Source organism: Cognatishimia activa, from assembly GCF_026016445.1.
Taxonomy (GTDB): Bacteria; Pseudomonadota; Alphaproteobacteria; order Rhodobacterales; family Rhodobacteraceae; genus Cognatishimia; species Cognatishimia activa_B.
The window spans coordinates 1,317,336-1,334,913 of sequence record NZ_CP096147.1 but is presented as its reverse complement, the minus strand read 5'-3'; the positions used below and the strand labels follow the sequence as shown (position 1 = coordinate 1,334,913).

The following is a 17,578-nucleotide window of genomic DNA, read 5'->3' as shown; positions in this document are numbered from 1 at the left end:
CTTTCCCCCTTGTTGTCCTTCCTGTCTGCCTGCATTTGGTCATCATGGAAAAGATGCCACGGTTTCGTGGTGAAAGGACATGGGAGAAAGTCCATGAAAAATTTGATTTGGGTTGTTATCGCAGCTGGCCTCGCAGTCGCAGGCTATGTGTTGTTTGGTCAGAAAGACGCGGAGGTCGCTGAGGACGCAGCACCCGTTGCTGAAATCGAGGCACCTGCGGAAGTAGTTGAAGAAGCTGAAGAAGCGCAAGATGCCGTCACCGAAGCGGTTGAAGACGTGAAAGAACAGGCTGAAAACGCAGTCGAGGAAGCGAGAGAGAAAGTCGAAGAAGCCGTCGAAGCGGCAAAAGACGACGCAGAAGAAGCGGTGAATAACGCTCTTGAGAATGCGACCAACGCCCTGACTGGCGCTGGTGATGCGGCGACTGATGCCGTTGATGGCACCGTTGAAGCTACCGAAGAGGCCGCTGGCGAAGTCGTTGAAGGCGCAGCTGAGATGGTGAAAGACGCTGCAGAAACCGCGGAAGGCACAACTGAAGCTGTGACCGAAGCCACGAGCGAAGCGGTCGATGCAACAACAGACGCAGCTGCTGAGACTGTAGCAGAAACCGCAGATGCGGCGGCTGACACAGGCATGTCTGCGCTCGATCTTTTGTCTCCAGAGAATTTCAGCATGGAAAAAGTGGCAGAGCTGATCGACGGATCAGAGCTTGATGGTCTGAAGAAGGTTGCTTTGACGAAGGCTGTAGAAGCCGCACAGAACAATCCTGAACTTCTGGAAGCAGCTCTGACACAAGTCAAAGAAGCGCTGGGTCTCTGATCTTAAACGTTCACAAAAAGGAAGCCGCAGCTATAAACGCTGCGGCTTTTTTGTTTTGCACTATGGCACCAGCTTGAGTGTTTTGGCTTCTTCCCGGCTCAGCTGCTCACCCTGTTTGCGCCGCAAGAGCGCGTCGCGCGCCTTTGCGTATTGATCATCTTGCCAGAAGATCAGGCAGCCATTGCACCCACGTCCACAACAGCCTTCCGTTCCAACGCGATTGGTTTTGAAGCGACGCTCTTCTGACGCGTCGCCAATGTTTTCGATCAGACTGTCTCGCCGGCGCGCATAGGTTTTCGGATTGTCCTTACCGCTGGTTTCCAGGCCTTGCGTGAGCTTATCCAATCGAATGCGGCTCCACTGTTCTTCTGTCAGAGCGCGTTCTTTGCGTAGGACCGAATAGACCGGGAAGAGCGTCTTTAAAACGTCCAGCTCTTCGTGATCAAACAAATCGAATGGGATGCGGATCACCGTCTTGGTGCTGCCGTGAACCACATCCAATCGCTTGCCTGTGGCGGCCTCCTCAAAGTCATAGGCACGTAGAAGGATGGTCTCTCGCGCAATAGGCGAAACGAATTCCAGAACGTCTCCGGCTTCAAGCTTGTTCTTCACCTCGATCAGGAAGGCATCTTCGGTCACCTCAGTGACCACACCTGCATACTCCCACTGAGCAAGAGAGGCAGTGTGTTCAAAACCGTGAGCGTAGTTCGTCAGCCGGCCATCATGGAAGGCCAGCGTGTAGCCCCGGTTTCCGACCGCCTCGAGTTCGCGCATATAGGGTTTGGGGTCCCAATTTTCTGGGTCTGCATAATAGTCATCAATCGCCATCCGGTAGGCGCGGGCTACGATGGCGGCGTAATATTCGGATTTCCCGCGTCCTTCGACTTTCAGGCTATCGACGCCAATCGACAGGTATTCGTCGAGTTTGGGCATAATGCAGAGGTCTTTGGAGTTCAGAATATAAGAGCCGCGCGCATCTTCCTCGATCGGCATCAGCTCACCCGGGCGACAGCCTTCTTCCAGAAGGAATTCGAACATCTCGGCGTTTTCATCGGTGATGTTGAGGTCCTGCACGGTGCCATCCTTCAGGCGCAGGCGGAAGGTGTAATTCCAGCGACAGGAATTGGCGCAATTGCCCTGATTGGCGCCGCGTTCCGCCATGAAATTCGACAGCAGGCAACGGCCTGAATAGGTCATGCACATGGCGCCATGCACGAAGGCTTCCAGTTTGATATCCGGGCATTTTTCCCGGATTTCTTTGAGTTCCGGGTAGGAAACCTCCCGCGCTAAAACGCAAAGCTGCGCACCTTGCTGCTCCCAGAACTTCACAGAAAGCCAAGAGCAGATGTTGCTTTGGGTCGAGATATGCAGCGGGATTTCCGGCGCACGCTCACGCACATATTGGAACACGCCCGGATCAGCGATGATCAATCCGTCCGGGTTCACCTTACGCACGGTCTCGATGTACTCATCAAGCTTTGGAATGTCTTTGTTGTGCGAGAAGAGATTGAGCGTCAGGTAGGCGCGTTTGCCGTGCTCATGGCAGAAATTCACGCCTTCAATCACGTCCTCTAACGAGAACTGAGATTTCGTGCGCAGGGACATATCCGGCGTACCCAGATAGACAGCATCCGCACCATAAAGGATCGCCATCTTGAGTTTGCGCAAATTGCCCGCAGGCATCAGAAGTTCGGAACGATGGTGTGTCATGATCGCCAGCCAAGAAAAGGTCTGCGCCGCTTTAACGGCTGTGGCTGGGGATGAAAATTTACATCTGAAAGTTAGGTTATATACGCAAATAAGCCACCCAGATGACTGAGCGGCTTAATTTAAACTCATATCGTCTCGATCAGTCGAGGAAGGCCTTCTCAACCACATAATGCGCTGGTTTGGAGTTTGCCCCTTCTTCCAGACCGTATTCGTTTTCAAACAGGTCCTTCAGTTCCAGGTTAAACGCCAGATTGCCACAGATCATCGCGCGGTCTGTGTCTGGGTTCAGTGGTTCCACGCCCAGATCCTTGAAGGCTTCGCCAGAACGCATCAGGTCGGTGATGCGGCCCATCTTGGCGCTCTCTTCGCGCGTGGTGGTTGGGTAGTATTTGATCTTCTTCCAGAAGCCTTCGCCGATCACTTCGTTCAAGAGCTCGTCTTCTTTTAGGCTCTCGATCAGTTCTCGACCGTAGGTCAGCTCACCTGCTTCCCGGCAGGTGTGGGTGATGATGATCTCATCGAATTTTTCGTAAGTCTCTGGCTCACGTAACAGAGATGCAAAAGGTGCAAAGCCGGTGCCGGTTGCAAAGAACCAGATGCGCTTGCCGGGGATCAGCGCGTCATGAACCAATGTGCCCACAGGCTTTGGACGCAGGATGATCTCATCACCTGGCTTGATGTGCTGGAGCTTCGAGGTCAGCGGGCCGTCTTGGACTTTGATCGAGTAGAACTCCATCTCTTCGCCCCAGGATGGGGAGGCGATGGAGTAGGCACGTAGCAAAGGTTTCTGCTTGCCTGTCTCTGGGTGCGGATCTCCCATCAGGCCGATCATGACAAATTCGCCAGAGCGGAAACGCAGGGAGGCAGGGCGCGTGCACTTGAAGGAAAACAGGCGATCGGTCCAATGTTTCACTTCGGTCACGGTCTGCGCGTCTGGCAGGACGGGTTTTTTTGCTTCTACAGCAGTTGCTTCAGTCACTTTGGTCAGCTCGTTCATCGTGCAATTAGGCGGCATACACCGCCTTCCATCTATCAGTTTCTACGTGTTTTGACAGGTCCAATCTGGGAATAGCCGACATGTCCAATTCGCACATGTCTGCGTCAGATGGGGCCTTCAGCTTGTTGCTTTGGCGCGCAGGCGGTTTTGATAATCGTGTGCCTGCCAGTCCGAGCGGAACTGCCATTGATCTTCTGGCTGACGGGCAGCGAGTTCATCAGAGATTTCAACTTCATCAAAGCCAGAGCGACGCGCCATAGCGTATTGGTCAGCAAGAACGTGACCTTTGGCGCGCAGGCGGCCTTTGAAACCCATCAGACGCAGTTGGCGGGCGATGGTGAAACCGCGGCCATCAGCGGCGCTTGGAAAGTCGATGCGGATGAATTCCACATTGGCAATCGCGTTGCCGAGGTTTTCTGGGAACACATCAGATGCGAGGTCCAAGGCTTTGATATCATTGGCCGCTTCGTCTTCATTGCTAAGCGCAACGAAACCTTCAGTCCAGTCATCGGCTGCAAAGCCAGTATCGGTGATGATCACAGTCATGCGTTTACTCCATTGCGCACCATTTTGCCGTTTTCAAAATGGATGCCGCATTCGGTTTTATCTTGTCCGCGCCAACGGCCGGAGCGTGGGTCTTCACCCGGTTTCACAGGGCTTGTGCAAGGCGCACAGCCGATAGACGGGTAGCCTTTCGCCACCAGAGGGTGACGCGGCAGGTTGTTTTCTTCCATGTAGGCTTTGACGTCTTCAGGGGCCCAATAGGCGAGCGGGTTCACCTTGATACGGCCGGTAAAGTCTTCGACTTCAAAGAACTCCAGCTGAGCACGTGTACCTGCCTGAAAGCGTTTGCGGCCTGAAATCCAGCCATTGTAATCCCGCAGCGCGCGCTGCAATGGGCGGGTTTTGCGCAATGAACAGCAAGCGTCCGTGTCGCGCTGATGCAGTGTACCATCCGGGTCTTCTGCATCCAAAGAGACCTCAGAAGCGCGGATGATCTGCATATTTTGCAAGTTCAGACGTTCAGCCACTTCTAGCTGATATTCCAGCGTCTCAGTGAAAAGCATCTCTGTATCGACCATCAGCACAGGGATGTTGCGATCCACCATGGCCGCCAGATGCAGCAGGGCCACGCTTTCCGCGCCAAAGGAGCTGACGAGGGCAAGCTTGCCCACGTCATCGTCTTTCAACGCCCGCTCCAGCACGGCCGTCGCCGAGTGGTGCTTATAGCGCGCGTTCAGCTGATCCACCTTTTCCTTTAGCGGGTCAGCGGAAGCTTCCCCTCCAAAGGACAAAGGCGTAATCGCCGATTGATTATTCACCCGATCATGCTGCATTGGCTTGTTTCTCAGGGTAAATATAGCCTTTGAACGCTTCCAGGCCGACACGACGGTAGGTCTCGATGAAGGTTTCATCGGAGCTCTCGCGCAGCTGCAGATAGCCTTCGATGATGCGTTCAATCGCTGGGACGATCTCGTCATAGGCAAAGCCCGGACCAACGCGCTGACCAACAGCGGCTGTCGCAGTCGCGTCACCACCCAGAGTGATCTGGTAGTTTTCAACGCCTGCGCGATCCAGACCCAGGATGCCGATGTGGCCGACGTGGTGATGACCACATGCGTTGATGCAGCCAGAGATCTTGATCTGAACGTGACCAATGTCATGTTCGATTTTCAGCTCGTCAAAACGCTCAGCGATCTGTTCAGCCACTGGGATAGAGCGCGCGGTCGCCAGCGCACAGTAGTCCATGCCCGGGCAGGCGATGATGTCCGAAATCAGACCGATGTTAGCCGTGTGCAGATCAGCTTCCTTCAGCGCAGCGTAGATGTCTGGAAGGTCTGATTTATGCACATGCGGCAGGATCACGTTTTGCTCGTGGCTGATGCGCAGCTCATTGTGCGCATAGTTTCGTGCGATATCCGCCATCACGCGCATCTGCGCGGCGGATGCATCACCCGGTGTCGCGCCGTGTTTCTTCAGCGAGATGGTTACAATCGCGTAGTCGTCCTGCTTGTGCGCGGCAAGGTTGGTGTCAACCCAGCTGCGGAACAGTGGGTCCGCATTGTATGCTGCTTCATATGCATCGGTTGGCGCGCTGCGGAACTCAGGGCTTGCGAAATGCGCTTCGATTTCTTTCAGCAGTTCAACGTCAAAGCCTTCGAACGTTGGGCGGATCAGGGCAAAACGCTCTTCCACGCGACGCTGGATTTCTTCGATGCCGTGCTCGTGTACGGTGATCTTGATACGCGCTTTGTACTTGTTGTCGCGGCGACCCAGCAGGTTCCAGACAGAGACAGTCGCTTCCAGGTAAGAGAGCAGGTCTTCCTGTTTTACGAAGTCTTTCAGAACCTTACCGATCATAGGTGTACGGCCAAGGCCACCACCCACAACGATCTGGTAACCGATCTCACCGGCATCGTTCTTGACGATGTAGATGCCGATGTCATGCGCCTTGATCACCGCACGATCGTTTTCAATCGCGCCAGAGACAGCGATTTTGAATTTCCGAGGCAGCGCTTGGAATTCAGGGTGATCTGTAGACCACTGGCGGATCAATTCCGCAATCGGACGTGGGTCCGCCACTTCATCCGCCGCCGCGCCAGAGAAATGATCAGCGGTCACGTTACGGATCGTATTCCCGGACGTCTGGATGGCGTGCATGTTCACCTTGGCCAGCTCGTCCAGCATATCAGGCACGTCGTTCAGCTTTGGCCAGTTGTACTGGATGTTCTGACGTGTGGTGAAGTGGCCGTAGCCCTTGTCCCATTTCTCAGCCAGCACAGCCAGAGTGTCCATCTGATCAGAGGACAGGGTGCCGTAAGGAATAGCAACGCGCAGCATGTAGGCGTGCAGTTGCAGGTACAACCCGTTCATCAGACGCAGCGGACGGAATTCGTCTTCTGTCAGGGAGCCGTCGACGCGGCGTTCAACCTGTGCGCGGAACTGGCGGTTGCGTTCTGCGAGGAAGGCGCTGTCAAAGTCGTTGTACTGATACATGATTATGCCTCTGCCTGTTTGCCGTGGAAGTAGTTCGATGGGCCGGTGCGGCGGAACTCTTCGCGGAAATGGGTTGGAGCAGGGCGACCATCGTCACCTGCTTTTGCGTCTGCAAGGTAAGCGCCCACAGTGACGGCCGCTTGTTGTTGTGCTGTGATCAGTCGCTCTTCAGCGACTGCTTCGTCGGTCAGCAGCTCTGCTTCGGACAGATCGCGGGTCCATTCGCCAGAGACCGTCATATAGATCACATCACCTTCCAGAAGGTGGTTTGCTGTGACGACTTTAGGTGTGAAAGCGCGGGCCATATCAGGCGAGCTCCTGTTGTTGAAACTTGGTCAGGGTGGCGGCGGCACGACGCGGAGTGAGGCCGACAAAAGTCAGCGCTGGTCCGGTCAGATCGGCTTCGGCCAGATCCTGTGGAAGAGAGGAAAGTGTGGATGCAATCACGCGCTGATCTGCGCGGGATGCGTTTTCCACAACGGTGACTGGGGTTGCGTGATCCGCACCATGCATAATCAGACGACCCTGAATGAAACGAGCGGCTTTTTTGCCCATGTAGATGGCTGCGACGGCACCGGGTTGTGCCAGTTCGCGCCAATCATGGTCAGCAAAGCCATCGATCGCGTGGCCGGTCAGAAAGCGCACGCTTGTATTACGTCCGCGTTTGGTCAGGCTTTGACCAACGGAAGCAACAGCTGCAGAGGCCGCGGTGATGCCTGGTACAACGGTGTAAGCCACATGGGCCTCATCGCAGGCTTCGAGTTCTTCATCGAGGCGGCCAAAGACGGTTGGATCGCCAGATTTCAGACGGACAACCAGATGACCCTGCAAAGCGTGGTCTACGATCAGGCCGTTGATGTGTTCCTGAGGAGTATGCTGACCATAAGGCGTTTTGCCTGCATCGATCAGCTTCGCTTCGCGACGGGCCAGTTCCAGAATTTCTGGCGCAACAAGACGGTCGTAGATCACAACATCCGCCACATCCAAAGCCTTGCGCGCTTTCAGGGTCAGTAGTTCAGGGTCACCCGGGCCTGCACCAACGAAAGCCACGTGACCCGGCTGTTTGTCAGCATAGATGTGCTGAAACAGAAGCTCGTCGAGCTCTTGCTGTGCTGCAACTTCGCCTTTGGTTTCTACGCGAGGACCCGCTTTGAAGTAGTAATCCGCCCAGAAGTCACGGCGCGGACGACCAAAGGGCAGGGCCTCTACAGCCTTGCGGAAGGTCTTACCAACACGTGCCAGCATGCCGAGATTTGGCGAGAGACGCTCTTCAAGGTCGGCCTTAATGGCGCGCGCCAACACAGGTGCTGCGCCTTCCGTGCCGATGGCCACTGTGACCGGATCACGATCCACAATCGCTGGGGTGATGAACTGGCTGTCTTCAAGGTTGTCGACGATGTTCACCAATACGCCGGCGTCGCGGGCGATGTTTGAGGTGCGGGCGTCCTCTTCCTCATCCTCATCTGCTGCATAGAAGAGAACTTCATCAGATAGGTCACCCGCCTCAAGAGCGCGTGGAATCAGGGAGATTTTGCCCCGCGCTGCCCAATTTTGTATGTCTGCAACCGGATCACTAGCGTAAACCACGATGTCAGCTTCGGTCTTCATCAGGAGACGCAACTTCGCCACAGCCGCCTCATCACCGCCAGAGAGGGCGATGCGCTGTCCTTTAACAGACAAGTAGACGGGATAGTGTTTCATTTTGGCGTCTCAATTTCTTGCGATTTCGAGCGCAATACAGGAAAATGTTCCTATGTGGCGCTAGATGTCTGGAAAAATAGAAACGTTTGTTCTATGTGTTGGCGCAGTTGGGCAGAATATTCCTGATAAGCGAGGAAATTGGAATGGCGTTGCGAATAGACGATATGGATCGGAAAATCCTCAACGAGCTGCAGCAGGATGCAGCGCTCTCATTGGACGAAATTGCCAAGCGCGTGGGGTCTTCCAAGACCCCGGTTTGGAACCGTATTCGCAAGCTGCGCGAGGGTGGAATCATCAAGCAACAAACGGCTTTGCTCGATGCAGAGGCGCTTGGTTTTGAGGCCTGCTTCTTTGTTCTGATCCGCACAAGCGCCCATGAGGCAGATTGGCAGGCGAAGTTCCTAAAAGCGTTGAAAGATCGTCCTGAAGTTCAGGAAGCGCACCGTTTGGCAGGCGACATAGATTACATCCTGAAAGTCCGAGTCGCCAATGCGCGGGCCTATGACACGTTTTATCAGGCGCTGATCTCAGAAGTGCGCGTGCACAATGTAACGGCGCTCCTGTCGATGGAAGAGATCAAATCGACCACACATCTACCGCTCTGACGGAGTTTAGGTTTTCACCATCAGCTTCTTGAGGCAATGGAAGTGATAGACATTCGCGTATTCAGGCGGCTCAACGAGTGAGAGCCCAGGATGGCGTTCAAAGAGCGCGGGCAGGGCGATCTGCATCTCTAGGCGCGCGAGCGGCGCGCCGATGCAGAAATGCCTGCCTGCTCCAAAAGCCATATTGGTTTTGATCACACGGTTCGGATTGAAGGTATTCGGGTCTTCCCACATGTTTGGATCGCGGTTCGCCGCCCCCAGTAATAGAGCAATCTGATCTCCGGGTTTCAGAGTGTGATTGCCAACCTCAACCTCTTCATAGGCGTAGCGTGTAAACATGTGCAGGGGTGGATCAAAGCGGATCAGTTCTTCCACGGCCGATTGAATGCGGTCTTCGGTTAGGCATCCAAGATCCGTCTTGGTTTCCAAAAGCGTTTTTACGGAATTGCCGATCGTGTGTACTGTTGCTTCATGCCCTGCGTTGAGAAGCAGAATGCAGGTCGAGATCATCTCATCCGTTGTCAGCCGATCTCCGTCCTCCTCCGCTGCGATCAGTTCCGTTAACAGGTCATCTCCCGGTGTCTCTCGACGCTCTTCGATATAGTCCCGCATGAAGTTATAAAAATCCTGCGAGGCAGTCGCTGCATCAAGCTCTGTCTGATGGCTGCGCGACGCCTGATACATGGCGACCATTGCGTTGGACCATTTCAAAAGCTGATCGCACATTGTCTCCGGTACACCCAACATGCGCGCAATGATAATAACAGGGACTTTCGTTGCGTAATGTTCAAGAAGATCAAAGGGTTCACTTGGAAAGGTCTCGCAAAGCTCTTTGCATAAGACTTCGATCTCCGGACCCAAACTTTGAATGCGACGGCTGGTGAAAGCGCGCATTACAAGGCCCCTGAGACGGGTGTGTCGAGGAGGTTCCAGCTCCAGCATGGAGTGCGCTTCGATTGCGTAAAACGGCTTTGTATGAGGTGCGGGCTCGGTCGCCAGATCAGGGGGCACCTCACGTCCTAAACGCCGGTCCTTAAGCAACATCGACACAGTCGCATAGCTGAACGCTGCAGGCATGCCGTAGTCGTCCCAATAGTGAATTGGGCCGTTTTCACGAGCCTGTTCGTAAAAAGGATAGGGGTTCTGAACGAAACCTGAGTCTGTCGGTGGTTGGTGCAACTTGAGCATAGCGTCAGATTTACAATCGCAGGCACAATTGCAACCGAATTATTTACATCTCCGCGTCAATTAGCGCGCCAGCTGCCGTTGCCCATCGTTGACTGTCCTTGTAATAAAATTTCCAGGAGGAAGCGCGTTTTGGAATCTATTACCCTTACTTTGGAAATGATGGTGGTCTTAGGATTGCTGGCATTTACCGTTTTTCTATTTGTCTCAGAGATTGTTCGGATCGACTTAGCCGCTATCCTTGTGATGGTTCTATTGGGGCTGATCTCTCAGATTCCTGCAACTTCGAGCGTTGCGGACGTCACTCAGCTGTTCAATGGTTTTGCCTCGAACGCGGTGATTTCCATCATAGCCGTGATGATCATCGGGGCCGGGCTCGATAAAACGGGCATCATGAGTAAGGTGGCCGCGGTTATCCTGAAGCGCGGCGGTAAAACTGAAGGCCGTATTATTCCGATCATTTCGGGCACAGTGGGTGTTATTTCCTCCTTTATGCAAAACGTGGGTGCTGCGGCGCTCTTCCTGCCAGTTGTCAGCCGGATTTCAGTACGGACAGAAATTCCGATGTCGCGTCTGCTGATGCCGATGGGTTTCTGCGCCATCCTCGGCGGCACCATGACAATGGTTGGTTCCTCTCCTTTGATCCTGCTGAATGACCTGATCCTAACATCCAATGCGAGCCTGCCTGAGGGGCAGAAGATGGAGATCTTCGATCTTTTCGCAGTGACGCCAATTGGGGTCTGCCTCGTGATTACAGGCATTATCTATTTTGTGGTCTTTGGCCGCTGGGTTCTACCAGCCGGTGCCAAGACAGGGGACGGTACAAGCGCCCAATCTCTGAAAGAATTCCTCAAGAATATCTATGGCTTGCGCACAGATATTCACGAGATTTCCATTCCAGCGGGTCACCCTTGTGAAGGTAAAACCTTTGATGAGCTGATGCAGCAGTATCACGTCTATATCATCGGTTCGGCGCTGCATGGTAAGCGATGGTTCGCCCCGATGATTTCAACGCCAGTTGAAACCCCATGTCGTTTGGCCATCCTCGGCGCGCGCAAAGAAGTGCGCTCTATGGTTCTGGATGAAGGCTTCACGCTGCACACAGAATTGGATGTATTCGCGGAAGACTATGCGGCCACCAAATCCGGCGTGGCCGAGGTCGTTATCCCACCTGGTTCTGGCATCATCGGCAAATGTGCGCATGACCTGATGTTCCGTAAGACATACGGCGCGTCTCTTCTCGCGATCCACCGAGATGAAGAAACACTCAGCTATATGCAGACAGAAGATCACGAACCGACAGCGGTGGGTGAAGAGCCTTTCCATGCAGGGGACACTCTGGTCATCCACTCCACTTGGGAGTCTCTGACCCGTTTGACCCGCGACCGTGACTTTGTGGTTGTGACACAGGATTTCCCACGTGAGGAGCTGCGCCCGCGTAAACTCGGTTTTGCGGTGCTCTTCTTCGCAATTGCGCTGAGCATGATCCTTTTCACCGACATTCGCCTGTCACTCTGTCTGCTCACAGGAGCCGTGGGCATGATCCTGACGGGTGTTCTTGATATTGACGAAGCTTACGAGGCCGTCAGCTGGACAACCGTTTTCCTCTTAGCCAGCCTCATACCATTGGGTATGGCAGTACAAAGTACCGGGACGGCTGAATGGATTGCACATCAGATTCTTTCGCTCTTGGAAGGCTGGCCCATTTGGTCTCTACAGGTTGGCGTGGCTGTCCTCGCAACCATCTTCACTCTGGTGATGTCCAACGTAGGTGCAACAGTTCTTCTGGTGCCGCTCGCGGTGTCCATCGCAGTCGCCGCAGGTGGCGATCCGGCGATCTTTGCTTTGACGGTTGCGATCTCAACCTCCAACAGTTTCTTGATCCCGACCCACCAGGTGAACGCGTTGATCATGGGCCCAGCTGGTTACAAGGTGATCGACTTTGTGAAGTCCGGCGGCATCATGACGATCCTGTTCCTGATCGTTTCAATGGTGATGATGAACATCGTGTTCTGATCCGTCAGGCAACTGAAATAAAAAGGCGCGTCTTTCGAGACGCGCCTTTTTTGATTTGATAATGACTTGAAGTTCAGAGTGTCGCTTCTCCAGAGAAGTTTTCAAAACCACCTGTCGTTTCTGTTACTTCACACTCGTAATGGGCGATCATCGACATGGCCTTTGGTTCAATGTCTTTGTGCCATACGGGGCCATGGTAGAATTCGTTTTTGATCCGCTCTCGGTCTTCCAATGTCGAAAATGCTCTGACCCAATGAACCTTGTCTGGGTTTTCCAAATCTCGGAGAGGACCAAACACCAGCATGCCAGCGTCACGCAAAGCCTGACGATTTTCTCGTTCAAAGAATTCTATGAAGCTTTCCCGGAAACCGGGCTTAATCGTGTAATGTCTGATTTCTAAGATCATCGGAAGTTCTTGCCGAAACGAAGACGACCAGATCAGGCTTCGTCGAGCGCTGAGATAATCGCGTTGAAGTCGCTGGCTTTCAGGCTCGCGCCACCCACCAAGGCGCCATCCACGTTAGAGACAGCAAAAATCTCTGATGCATTGGATGGTTTCACGGAACCGCCATAGAGCACACGGATTGCTTCACCTTCGGCACCGAAACGTTCTACCAGTTTTGCACGGATGAAGTCATGCACTTCGGCGATTTGATCCAGCGTTGGAACTTTACCGGTGCCAATCGCCCATACAGGTTCATAAGCAATCACAGTGTTTGCACCAGTGGCCGCATCTGGTGTCGAGCCCTGAAGTTGGGTGCCTACAACGTCTAGTGTCTGACCGCTTTCGCGCTCTTGCAAGCTTTCACCGATGCAGATCACGGCAATAAGGTCGTTGGCATAAGCCGCTTCGGACTTTGCAGCGATCACAGCATCGGTCTCAGCATGATCCACGCGGCGCTCAGAGTGACCAGTGATTACGTGGCTTGCGCCTGCGTCTGCGAGCATGGCCGCAGAGATATCACCTGTGTGCGCGCCGGATGCATTGGCATGGCAATCCTGTCCGCCGATGGCGACAGCTGAGCCAGATGCTGTATCCGCAGCACGGTTCACCAAAGTCGCTGGGGTGCAAATCAGAACATCCGTTTGCTCTGTGTTGGCAACTTCTGTCATTGCGGTCAGCTCGGCCAATTGGGCAGCTGTACCATTCATTTTCCAGTTTCCAGCGGCAAGTTTGCGGCGCATCGGAACTTCCTTCCTGCAGGTGTCTATAAGCTGAGAGTGTTTTGCGTGTTCAGCTCAGTAGGGTCAAGGTGATGGCGCTAACATTATTGTCGCGGCAAAGCACAAGACAGCAGAGGGAGCACTTTTATATTTCCTGTCTGATGAATTTCCAGCCGACAGAAATTGACATGAAGGGTGTGTAAGTAAAGCGCATGACGACGCCCATCGCGTGGTCACTTGATCCTAAAATTCAGTGAGACCTAACTCTATGAAGATGAACTATTTTGTTGTTGGTACAAACGACAGAGACGCAGCAGCTAAATTTTATGATGCACTGTTTGAAGGAACAGGGTTTGCGCAAGCCATGGCGACCGATCGGATGACATATTGGATGTCTGAGGGTGCGGCGTTTGCTGTTGCAACCCCGTTTGATGAAGAACCTGCGACAAAGGGCAATGGGATGATGGTGGGCTTTGACGCTGGCTCCAATGATGAGGTGGAGCGCCTGCATCAGAAAGCCATCGATTTAGGTGGAACCTGTGAAGGCGCGCCAAACCTGCGTGGGCCTTATTTCTCGGCTTATGTGCGGGATCTGGATCAGAACAAAATCTGTTTCGGCACACTGGTAGCAGCGGCTTAAATCAGTGCTTTGAAGACAAGGCAGAACGGGCCTGCCGTTCTGCCTATCACATATCAGCGAATTTAATGGATTCCCCGCAGCCACAGGCCTCGGTCACATTTGGGTTTTTGAACTTGAAGCTCGCTTCAAGCAGAGAGACCTCATAATCGATCTCTGTACCAAAGAGAAACATCTGTGCCATCGGCGCGATCATGACGCGTGCACCATCCTGTTCGACAGTCTCATCCATCGGATTGACCTCATCGACATATTCCATGGTGTATTCCATGCCCGCGCAGCCGCCCTTCTTGACGCCAATACGCAAGCCCTGATGGCCATCACGTTCCATCAGTTTCACGATTTGCTTTGCTGCCGCCGGGGTCAGAGTGACCGCCTGTTTGCCTGGAATGCCGAACATAAGATGCTCCTTTGATGCCTATTTAGGGCTTGGGCATTGCAATGCCAAGGTCTGGCAGCTGTGCCAGAAGAAACAAAATTGCGAGGCTGACCAAAATGGCCCAGCCGAAAGAAGCCAGCGTGCCTATGATGATGTATTCAGACCGTTTTCTGTTTTCGGCCGCATCGCCTTCCTTCGCTGTCTCAAATCTTAACACGGATTTTGCAGCAACAAGAAAACCAATCCCGATCGGCAGTCCCGCCAACACGAGTACATAGATCAGTCCTCTTTCGAGTAGGCCGATCATCTTGCCGCCTCCGGGCAGGCTGTCTTTGGAAAAGGAGGGGCCGTAAGGGGTCATCAGAATACCAACAGCAAAACCTCCGGCACGCGTCGCGTAGATCGCGCCAGCTATAAGAAGCATGGCATGGGGCGTAAATTCTGGGGCCGGGGCCCAAACGCCTTCGCTCCAAATATCAGGCGCGAAGGCGGCAACGGCAGTCAGCGTTGCCAGATGTACGATTTGGTCGGAGAGATGTGCTTCAATCCCGTCATTGAATTGGGTTTTGATCCAATCCGTCAGTATGTGCAGGCCAGTAAGAATGAAGATCGGAATTGCAATGCTTCCGGTCGCTAAAATGGCGGTGCCAAGGACGATGACGCCATGGTAAGCGAGAAAGGGCAGTTCATTCTTGCGCGTGACCATCTTGTTGGTTTGAAACACATAATCGGCCAAAACATGAGCCGCGAAGAGGGCGACTATGGTTTCAATCATCGGTTTGTTCCATGAGATTTATTGCAATTGAAATACTATGAAGACCCGCAGCCGTGAGTGTCTTGGTAACAGTCTGTCGTGATTTTCCTAAAATTTTTGCTAATTTAGTGTAATTTGGTGGACTCGTGTTGATTAGCATTTGCGTGATTGCTTCAGCTTGTGCTGGGGTCCAGTCGGAGACAATTTTATCGGCTAGGGTAATTGCCGCGGCTTCAGCTGAGTTACTGTCGTATGCCATGTGGATATCGAGTTTTGGACCGGATTTCACAGCTTCTAAAGCGCGGCCAGAATCTATGAAAACCCTATCATTTCTTTTGTTTAGATCGGTTTGGTCTGAAACATCCACTTTGCCGTCAGCAATGCCGATATAGGTGTCAAATTCTGGGCCTAGTGATTTCAGCGCTGCTCGGAATATGATCGCCAATCGAAGGACGTACTTAGGATGCTCAAGAATGACTTGCCATCCATCCCCTCGGTGACGGGAGAAACTGTGTGAAGTTCCATGCCACTCTTCAGCCCGTTTTGCGCAGTTTTCGAGCAGGCTGAATGCAGCATCAATCTGCGCTTTCGTCAGATTGGTTGATCCAACCAGATCCCCGGTAAACACTGCTACCAGCTGAATTTTGTCGTTTGTCATGCACCCAAAATAGGTTGCGAATGATTAAACGCAACCTATTTTGGTTGCTATATGGATAATGCAGCCTATTTTGGTTGCATATTTGCAATAGCGCCCAAAATAGGCTGCATAATGCCAAACGCACCCTAAATTGGGTGCGAGGTTAATGCGTGCGACTTTGAGCGCAAACGAAAAACGGCCCCGAAGGGCCGTGGTTTACATGAAGCCCAATTCCAAACGGGCTTCGTCGCTCATCATTTCCATGCCCCATGGGGGTTCCCACACAAGGGCAACATCCACGGTCTTCACACCGGCTACACCAGAGATGGCTTCTTGTACCCAGCCTGGCATTTCACCAGCAACAGGGCAGCCCGGTGCAGTGAGGGTCATGATCACATTCACCTCGTTTTCATCGTTGATGTCGATGGTGTAGATGAGGCCGAGATCATAGATATTCACTGGAATCTCAGGGTCATAGACGCTGCGCACAGCTTCAACAGAGGCATCAAACAGCGGGTGTTCGATGCTTGATGGCGTGATCAGAGGTGTGCCCTCTACGGGATCGTTTTCCTGAGTCATTTGATTACCTGTTTATTCCTGAGCGTTGATATAGGGAATAAGGCAGGGGGCGTCCAGAGGGGGCATGCAATTGGATTGACGGACCGGGTAACCGAAGGCGCATGCGACGAGAGTATTTGGAAAAAAGCAAAAGAGAAGGGCGCACATGCGCCCTCAATTAGTCGTTGATGTCGTGATCAAAGGTTTTGACCTGACCTTTTGGCAGTGCGAAGTGCTTTTTCAAGCCCAGCCAAGCCGCGAGAGATATCACCGCGAAAATGAGAAGGATGGCTGGAACAGATAGCAGACCAAGAGGTCCCAGCAGCGCGATGCCAACCACGGCCGCGCCGATTGCGAAACCCAGGAAAATAAAGCCGGGGATGAGCATTTCGAGAATGCCTAAGACCAAAGCCGCTGCTAGCCAAACCCACCAGGTGGTTAGAAGTGCGTCCATTATGAACCTCCCTTAAGCAGTTTAAAGGCGTCGCCAAAGGCCTCAAGTGCCGCGGCTGGCACCACAATGGTCTGTTTACCATCACCATTGCCCAGCGCATTCAGAGCCTCAACCTGTTTCAAAGCAACTTGATACTGAGCGGCTTCGATACCGTTATTTTTAATGGCTTGCGCCACAACTTCAGTTGCATAGGCTTCGGCTTCAGCTGAAATCCTGCGCGCTTTGGCTTTTTGTTCTGCCTCATAGAGTTCGGCATCGGCGTGCAGTTCCACCGCGCGTTTCTGACCTTCGGCTTCTGTTACCTGAGCGCGGCGGGCACGTTCCGCATTCAGCTGCTGCAACATCGCTTGGCGGGTTTGCTGATCTAGGTTCACATCCAGAATTTCCGCCCGGGTTACTTCGATACCCCAGTCATCCACCGCGTCTTCGACTGACAATTTGATTGTATCGATCAGATGCGCACGATTGGCCTGGACCTCATCCAAATCCATCCGGCCAATCTGGGCCCGCACAATGCCGGCTACTGTGGTTGAGATCGCGTCATCAACGTCGCGGATCCGGTAGACGGTCTTTTCTGGTTCAGTGATGCGATAGAACACCGAGGTGTCTACCTGCACCAAAACGTTGTCCTTGGTGATCGCGTCTTGGCTGGCTGTTGGCAGCTGACGTTCCAGAATGGAAATCTTGTGACGCACCACATCCAGGAAGGGCACGACAAAGTTGATACCCGGCCCAAGCACGGAATGCAGTCTCCCAAAACGCTCCACAACATGTTTCTCAGATTGTGAAACGATCCGAACACCTTTGAGAATAACAATAATTACAAATACCGCTGCTGCGAGCAGAACGATGTTTTCCGATAGAATTTCTTCGATCATAAATGTCCCCCTAAAAATCTATAACCCGCTTATAACGTGGTTGCCGATGAGCTGTTTTACAACCTTACTAAGTCAGCGTAAGGAGAG

At 53.2% G+C, this 17,578-nt stretch carries 20 protein-coding genes; 4 read left to right on the top strand and 16 right to left on the bottom strand.

Annotation, left to right across the window (positions count from 1 at the left end):
* The first annotated feature begins 93 nt into the window (after positions 1–93).
* On the top strand, positions 94–819 hold the full coding sequence (locus M0D42_RS06560) for a translation initiation factor 3 (protein ID WP_265020792.1): 726 nt from the start codon (positions 94–96) through the stop codon (positions 817–819).
* Positions 820–879: 60 nt separating this feature from the next.
* Here the strand turns inward: M0D42_RS06560 and M0D42_RS06555 are convergent, their stop codons facing one another.
* The 7 genes from M0D42_RS06555 to cysG form a co-directional block, all read right to left on the bottom strand.
* Positions 880–2,529, bottom strand: a complete 1,650-nt coding sequence (locus tag M0D42_RS06555) for a U32 family peptidase C-terminal domain-containing protein (RefSeq protein WP_265020791.1) — start codon at positions 2,527–2,529, stop codon at positions 880–882.
* A 139-nt stretch (positions 2,530–2,668) separates the two neighbouring features.
* Positions 2,669–3,526 (bottom strand): ferredoxin--NADP reductase, encoded by an 858-nt coding sequence (locus M0D42_RS06550; RefSeq protein WP_265021110.1) that lies wholly within the window; start codon positions 3,524–3,526, stop codon positions 2,669–2,671.
* A gap of 117 nt (positions 3,527–3,643) precedes the next feature.
* The gene (locus tag M0D42_RS06545; protein ID WP_265020790.1) at positions 3,644–4,072 is read right to left on the bottom strand and encodes a DUF934 domain-containing protein; all 429 of its coding nucleotides are present in this window, start codon (positions 4,070–4,072) and stop codon (positions 3,644–3,646) included.
* Positions 4,069–4,863 (bottom strand): phosphoadenylyl-sulfate reductase, encoded by a 795-nt coding sequence (locus tag M0D42_RS06540; protein ID WP_265020789.1) that lies wholly within the window; start codon positions 4,861–4,863, stop codon positions 4,069–4,071. The genes M0D42_RS06545 and M0D42_RS06540 overlap by 4 nt, the downstream gene beginning before the upstream one ends.
* Positions 4,853–6,523, bottom strand: coding sequence for a nitrite/sulfite reductase (locus tag M0D42_RS06535; protein ID WP_265020788.1), 1,671 nt, complete (start codon positions 6,521–6,523; stop codon positions 4,853–4,855). The genes M0D42_RS06540 and M0D42_RS06535 overlap by 11 nt, the downstream gene beginning before the upstream one ends.
* Before the next feature lie 2 nt (positions 6,524–6,525).
* Complete coding sequence (locus M0D42_RS06530) at positions 6,526–6,828, bottom strand: DUF2849 domain-containing protein (RefSeq protein WP_265020787.1); 303 nt, start codon at positions 6,826–6,828, stop codon at positions 6,526–6,528.
* Between the two features lies 1 nt (position 6,829).
* Positions 6,830–8,224, bottom strand: coding sequence for a siroheme synthase CysG (gene cysG, locus M0D42_RS06525; protein ID WP_265020786.1), 1,395 nt, complete (start codon positions 8,222–8,224; stop codon positions 6,830–6,832).
* Positions 8,225–8,367: 143 nt separating this feature from the next.
* Here cysG and M0D42_RS06520 point away from each other — a divergent pair, with 143 nt between their 5' ends.
* Positions 8,368–8,829 (top strand): Lrp/AsnC family transcriptional regulator, encoded by a 462-nt coding sequence (locus M0D42_RS06520; RefSeq protein WP_265020785.1) that lies wholly within the window; start codon positions 8,368–8,370, stop codon positions 8,827–8,829.
* 6 nt (positions 8,830–8,835) lie between these two features.
* Here M0D42_RS06520 and M0D42_RS06515 read toward each other — a convergent pair whose 3' ends face one another.
* Complete coding sequence (locus M0D42_RS06515) at positions 8,836–10,017, bottom strand: cytochrome P450 (protein ID WP_265020784.1); 1,182 nt, start codon at positions 10,015–10,017, stop codon at positions 8,836–8,838.
* Positions 10,018–10,146: 129 nt separating this feature from the next.
* On the opposite strand from M0D42_RS06515, the gene M0D42_RS06510 reads away from it, so the two are divergent.
* On the top strand, positions 10,147–12,030 hold the full coding sequence (locus M0D42_RS06510; RefSeq protein WP_265020783.1) for an SLC13 family permease: 1,884 nt from the start codon (positions 10,147–10,149) through the stop codon (positions 12,028–12,030).
* 73 nt (positions 12,031–12,103) lie between these two features.
* Here the strand turns inward: M0D42_RS06510 and M0D42_RS06505 are convergent, their stop codons facing one another.
* Both M0D42_RS06505 and tpiA read right to left on the bottom strand, forming a co-directional pair.
* Complete coding sequence (locus M0D42_RS06505) at positions 12,104–12,436, bottom strand: putative quinol monooxygenase (protein WP_265020782.1); 333 nt, start codon at positions 12,434–12,436, stop codon at positions 12,104–12,106.
* Between the two features lie 32 nt (positions 12,437–12,468).
* Positions 12,469–13,215: a triose-phosphate isomerase gene (gene tpiA / locus M0D42_RS06500; RefSeq protein ID WP_265020781.1), complete on the bottom strand. Its 747-nt coding sequence runs from the start codon at positions 13,213–13,215 to the stop codon at positions 12,469–12,471.
* A 247-nt stretch (positions 13,216–13,462) separates the two neighbouring features.
* Here tpiA and M0D42_RS06495 point away from each other — a divergent pair, with 247 nt between their 5' ends.
* The gene (locus M0D42_RS06495; protein ID WP_265020780.1) at positions 13,463–13,834 is read left to right on the top strand and encodes a VOC family protein; all 372 of its coding nucleotides are present in this window, start codon (positions 13,463–13,465) and stop codon (positions 13,832–13,834) included.
* Positions 13,835–13,880: 46 nt separating this feature from the next.
* Here the strand turns inward: M0D42_RS06495 and M0D42_RS06490 are convergent, their stop codons facing one another.
* The 6 genes from M0D42_RS06490 to M0D42_RS06465 all read right to left on the bottom strand — a co-directional run bounded on the left by M0D42_RS06490 (position 13,881) and on the right by M0D42_RS06465 (position 17,491).
* On the bottom strand, positions 13,881–14,231 hold the full coding sequence (locus M0D42_RS06490) for a HesB/IscA family protein (protein WP_265020779.1): 351 nt from the start codon (positions 14,229–14,231) through the stop codon (positions 13,881–13,883).
* A gap of 22 nt (positions 14,232–14,253) precedes the next feature.
* Positions 14,254–14,985, bottom strand: a complete 732-nt coding sequence (locus M0D42_RS06485; protein ID WP_265020778.1) for a DUF3307 domain-containing protein — start codon at positions 14,983–14,985, stop codon at positions 14,254–14,256.
* Positions 14,978–15,622, bottom strand: coding sequence for a hypothetical protein (locus M0D42_RS06480; protein WP_265020777.1), 645 nt, complete (start codon positions 15,620–15,622; stop codon positions 14,978–14,980). The genes M0D42_RS06485 and M0D42_RS06480 overlap by 8 nt, the downstream gene beginning before the upstream one ends.
* A gap of 195 nt (positions 15,623–15,817) precedes the next feature.
* The gene (locus M0D42_RS06475) at positions 15,818–16,180 is read right to left on the bottom strand and encodes an SUF system Fe-S cluster assembly protein (protein WP_265020776.1); all 363 of its coding nucleotides are present in this window, start codon (positions 16,178–16,180) and stop codon (positions 15,818–15,820) included.
* 157 nt (positions 16,181–16,337) lie between these two features.
* Complete coding sequence (locus M0D42_RS06470; RefSeq protein ID WP_265020775.1) at positions 16,338–16,613, bottom strand: NfeD family protein; 276 nt, start codon at positions 16,611–16,613, stop codon at positions 16,338–16,340.
* Positions 16,613–17,491 (bottom strand): SPFH domain-containing protein, encoded by an 879-nt coding sequence (locus M0D42_RS06465; RefSeq protein WP_265020774.1) that lies wholly within the window; start codon positions 17,489–17,491, stop codon positions 16,613–16,615. The genes M0D42_RS06470 and M0D42_RS06465 overlap by 1 nt, the downstream gene beginning before the upstream one ends.
* Positions 17,492–17,578: the final 87 nt, after the last annotated feature.

Coding starts and splice junctions, on each gene's coding strand:
- M0D42_RS06560 (WP_265020792.1), top strand. CDS start 94: ATGAAAAATTTGATTTGGGTTGTTATCGCAGCTGGCCTCGCAGTCGCA.
- M0D42_RS06555 (WP_265020791.1), bottom strand. CDS start 2,529: ATGACACACCATCGTTCCGAACTTCTGATGCCTGCGGGCAATTTGCGC.
- M0D42_RS06550 (WP_265021110.1), bottom strand. CDS start 3,526: ATGAACGAGCTGACCAAAGTGACTGAAGCAACTGCTGTAGAAGCAAAA.
- M0D42_RS06545 (WP_265020790.1), bottom strand. CDS start 4,072: ATGACTGTGATCATCACCGATACTGGCTTTGCAGCCGATGACTGGACT.
- M0D42_RS06540 (WP_265020789.1), bottom strand. CDS start 4,863: ATGCAGCATGATCGGGTGAATAATCAATCGGCGATTACGCCTTTGTCC.
- M0D42_RS06535 (WP_265020788.1), bottom strand. CDS start 6,523: ATGTATCAGTACAACGACTTTGACAGCGCCTTCCTCGCAGAACGCAAC.
- M0D42_RS06530 (WP_265020787.1), bottom strand. CDS start 6,828: ATGGCCCGCGCTTTCACACCTAAAGTCGTCACAGCAAACCACCTTCTG.
- cysG (WP_265020786.1), bottom strand. CDS start 8,224: ATGAAACACTATCCCGTCTACTTGTCTGTTAAAGGACAGCGCATCGCC.
- M0D42_RS06520 (WP_265020785.1), top strand. CDS start 8,368: ATGGCGTTGCGAATAGACGATATGGATCGGAAAATCCTCAACGAGCTG.
- M0D42_RS06515 (WP_265020784.1), bottom strand. CDS start 10,017: ATGCTCAAGTTGCACCAACCACCGACAGACTCAGGTTTCGTTCAGAAC.
- M0D42_RS06505 (WP_265020782.1), bottom strand. CDS start 12,436: ATGATCTTAGAAATCAGACATTACACGATTAAGCCCGGTTTCCGGGAA.
- tpiA (WP_265020781.1), bottom strand. CDS start 13,215: ATGCGCCGCAAACTTGCCGCTGGAAACTGGAAAATGAATGGTACAGCT.
- M0D42_RS06495 (WP_265020780.1), top strand. CDS start 13,463: ATGAAGATGAACTATTTTGTTGTTGGTACAAACGACAGAGACGCAGCA.
- M0D42_RS06490 (WP_265020779.1), bottom strand. CDS start 14,231: ATGTTCGGCATTCCAGGCAAACAGGCGGTCACTCTGACCCCGGCGGCA.
- M0D42_RS06485 (WP_265020778.1), bottom strand. CDS start 14,985: ATGATTGAAACCATAGTCGCCCTCTTCGCGGCTCATGTTTTGGCCGAT.
- M0D42_RS06480 (WP_265020777.1), bottom strand. CDS start 15,622: ATGACAAACGACAAAATTCAGCTGGTAGCAGTGTTTACCGGGGATCTG.
- M0D42_RS06475 (WP_265020776.1), bottom strand. CDS start 16,180: ATGACTCAGGAAAACGATCCCGTAGAGGGCACACCTCTGATCACGCCA.
- M0D42_RS06470 (WP_265020775.1), bottom strand. CDS start 16,613: ATGGACGCACTTCTAACCACCTGGTGGGTTTGGCTAGCAGCGGCTTTG.
- M0D42_RS06465 (WP_265020774.1), bottom strand. CDS start 17,491: ATGATCGAAGAAATTCTATCGGAAAACATCGTTCTGCTCGCAGCAGCG.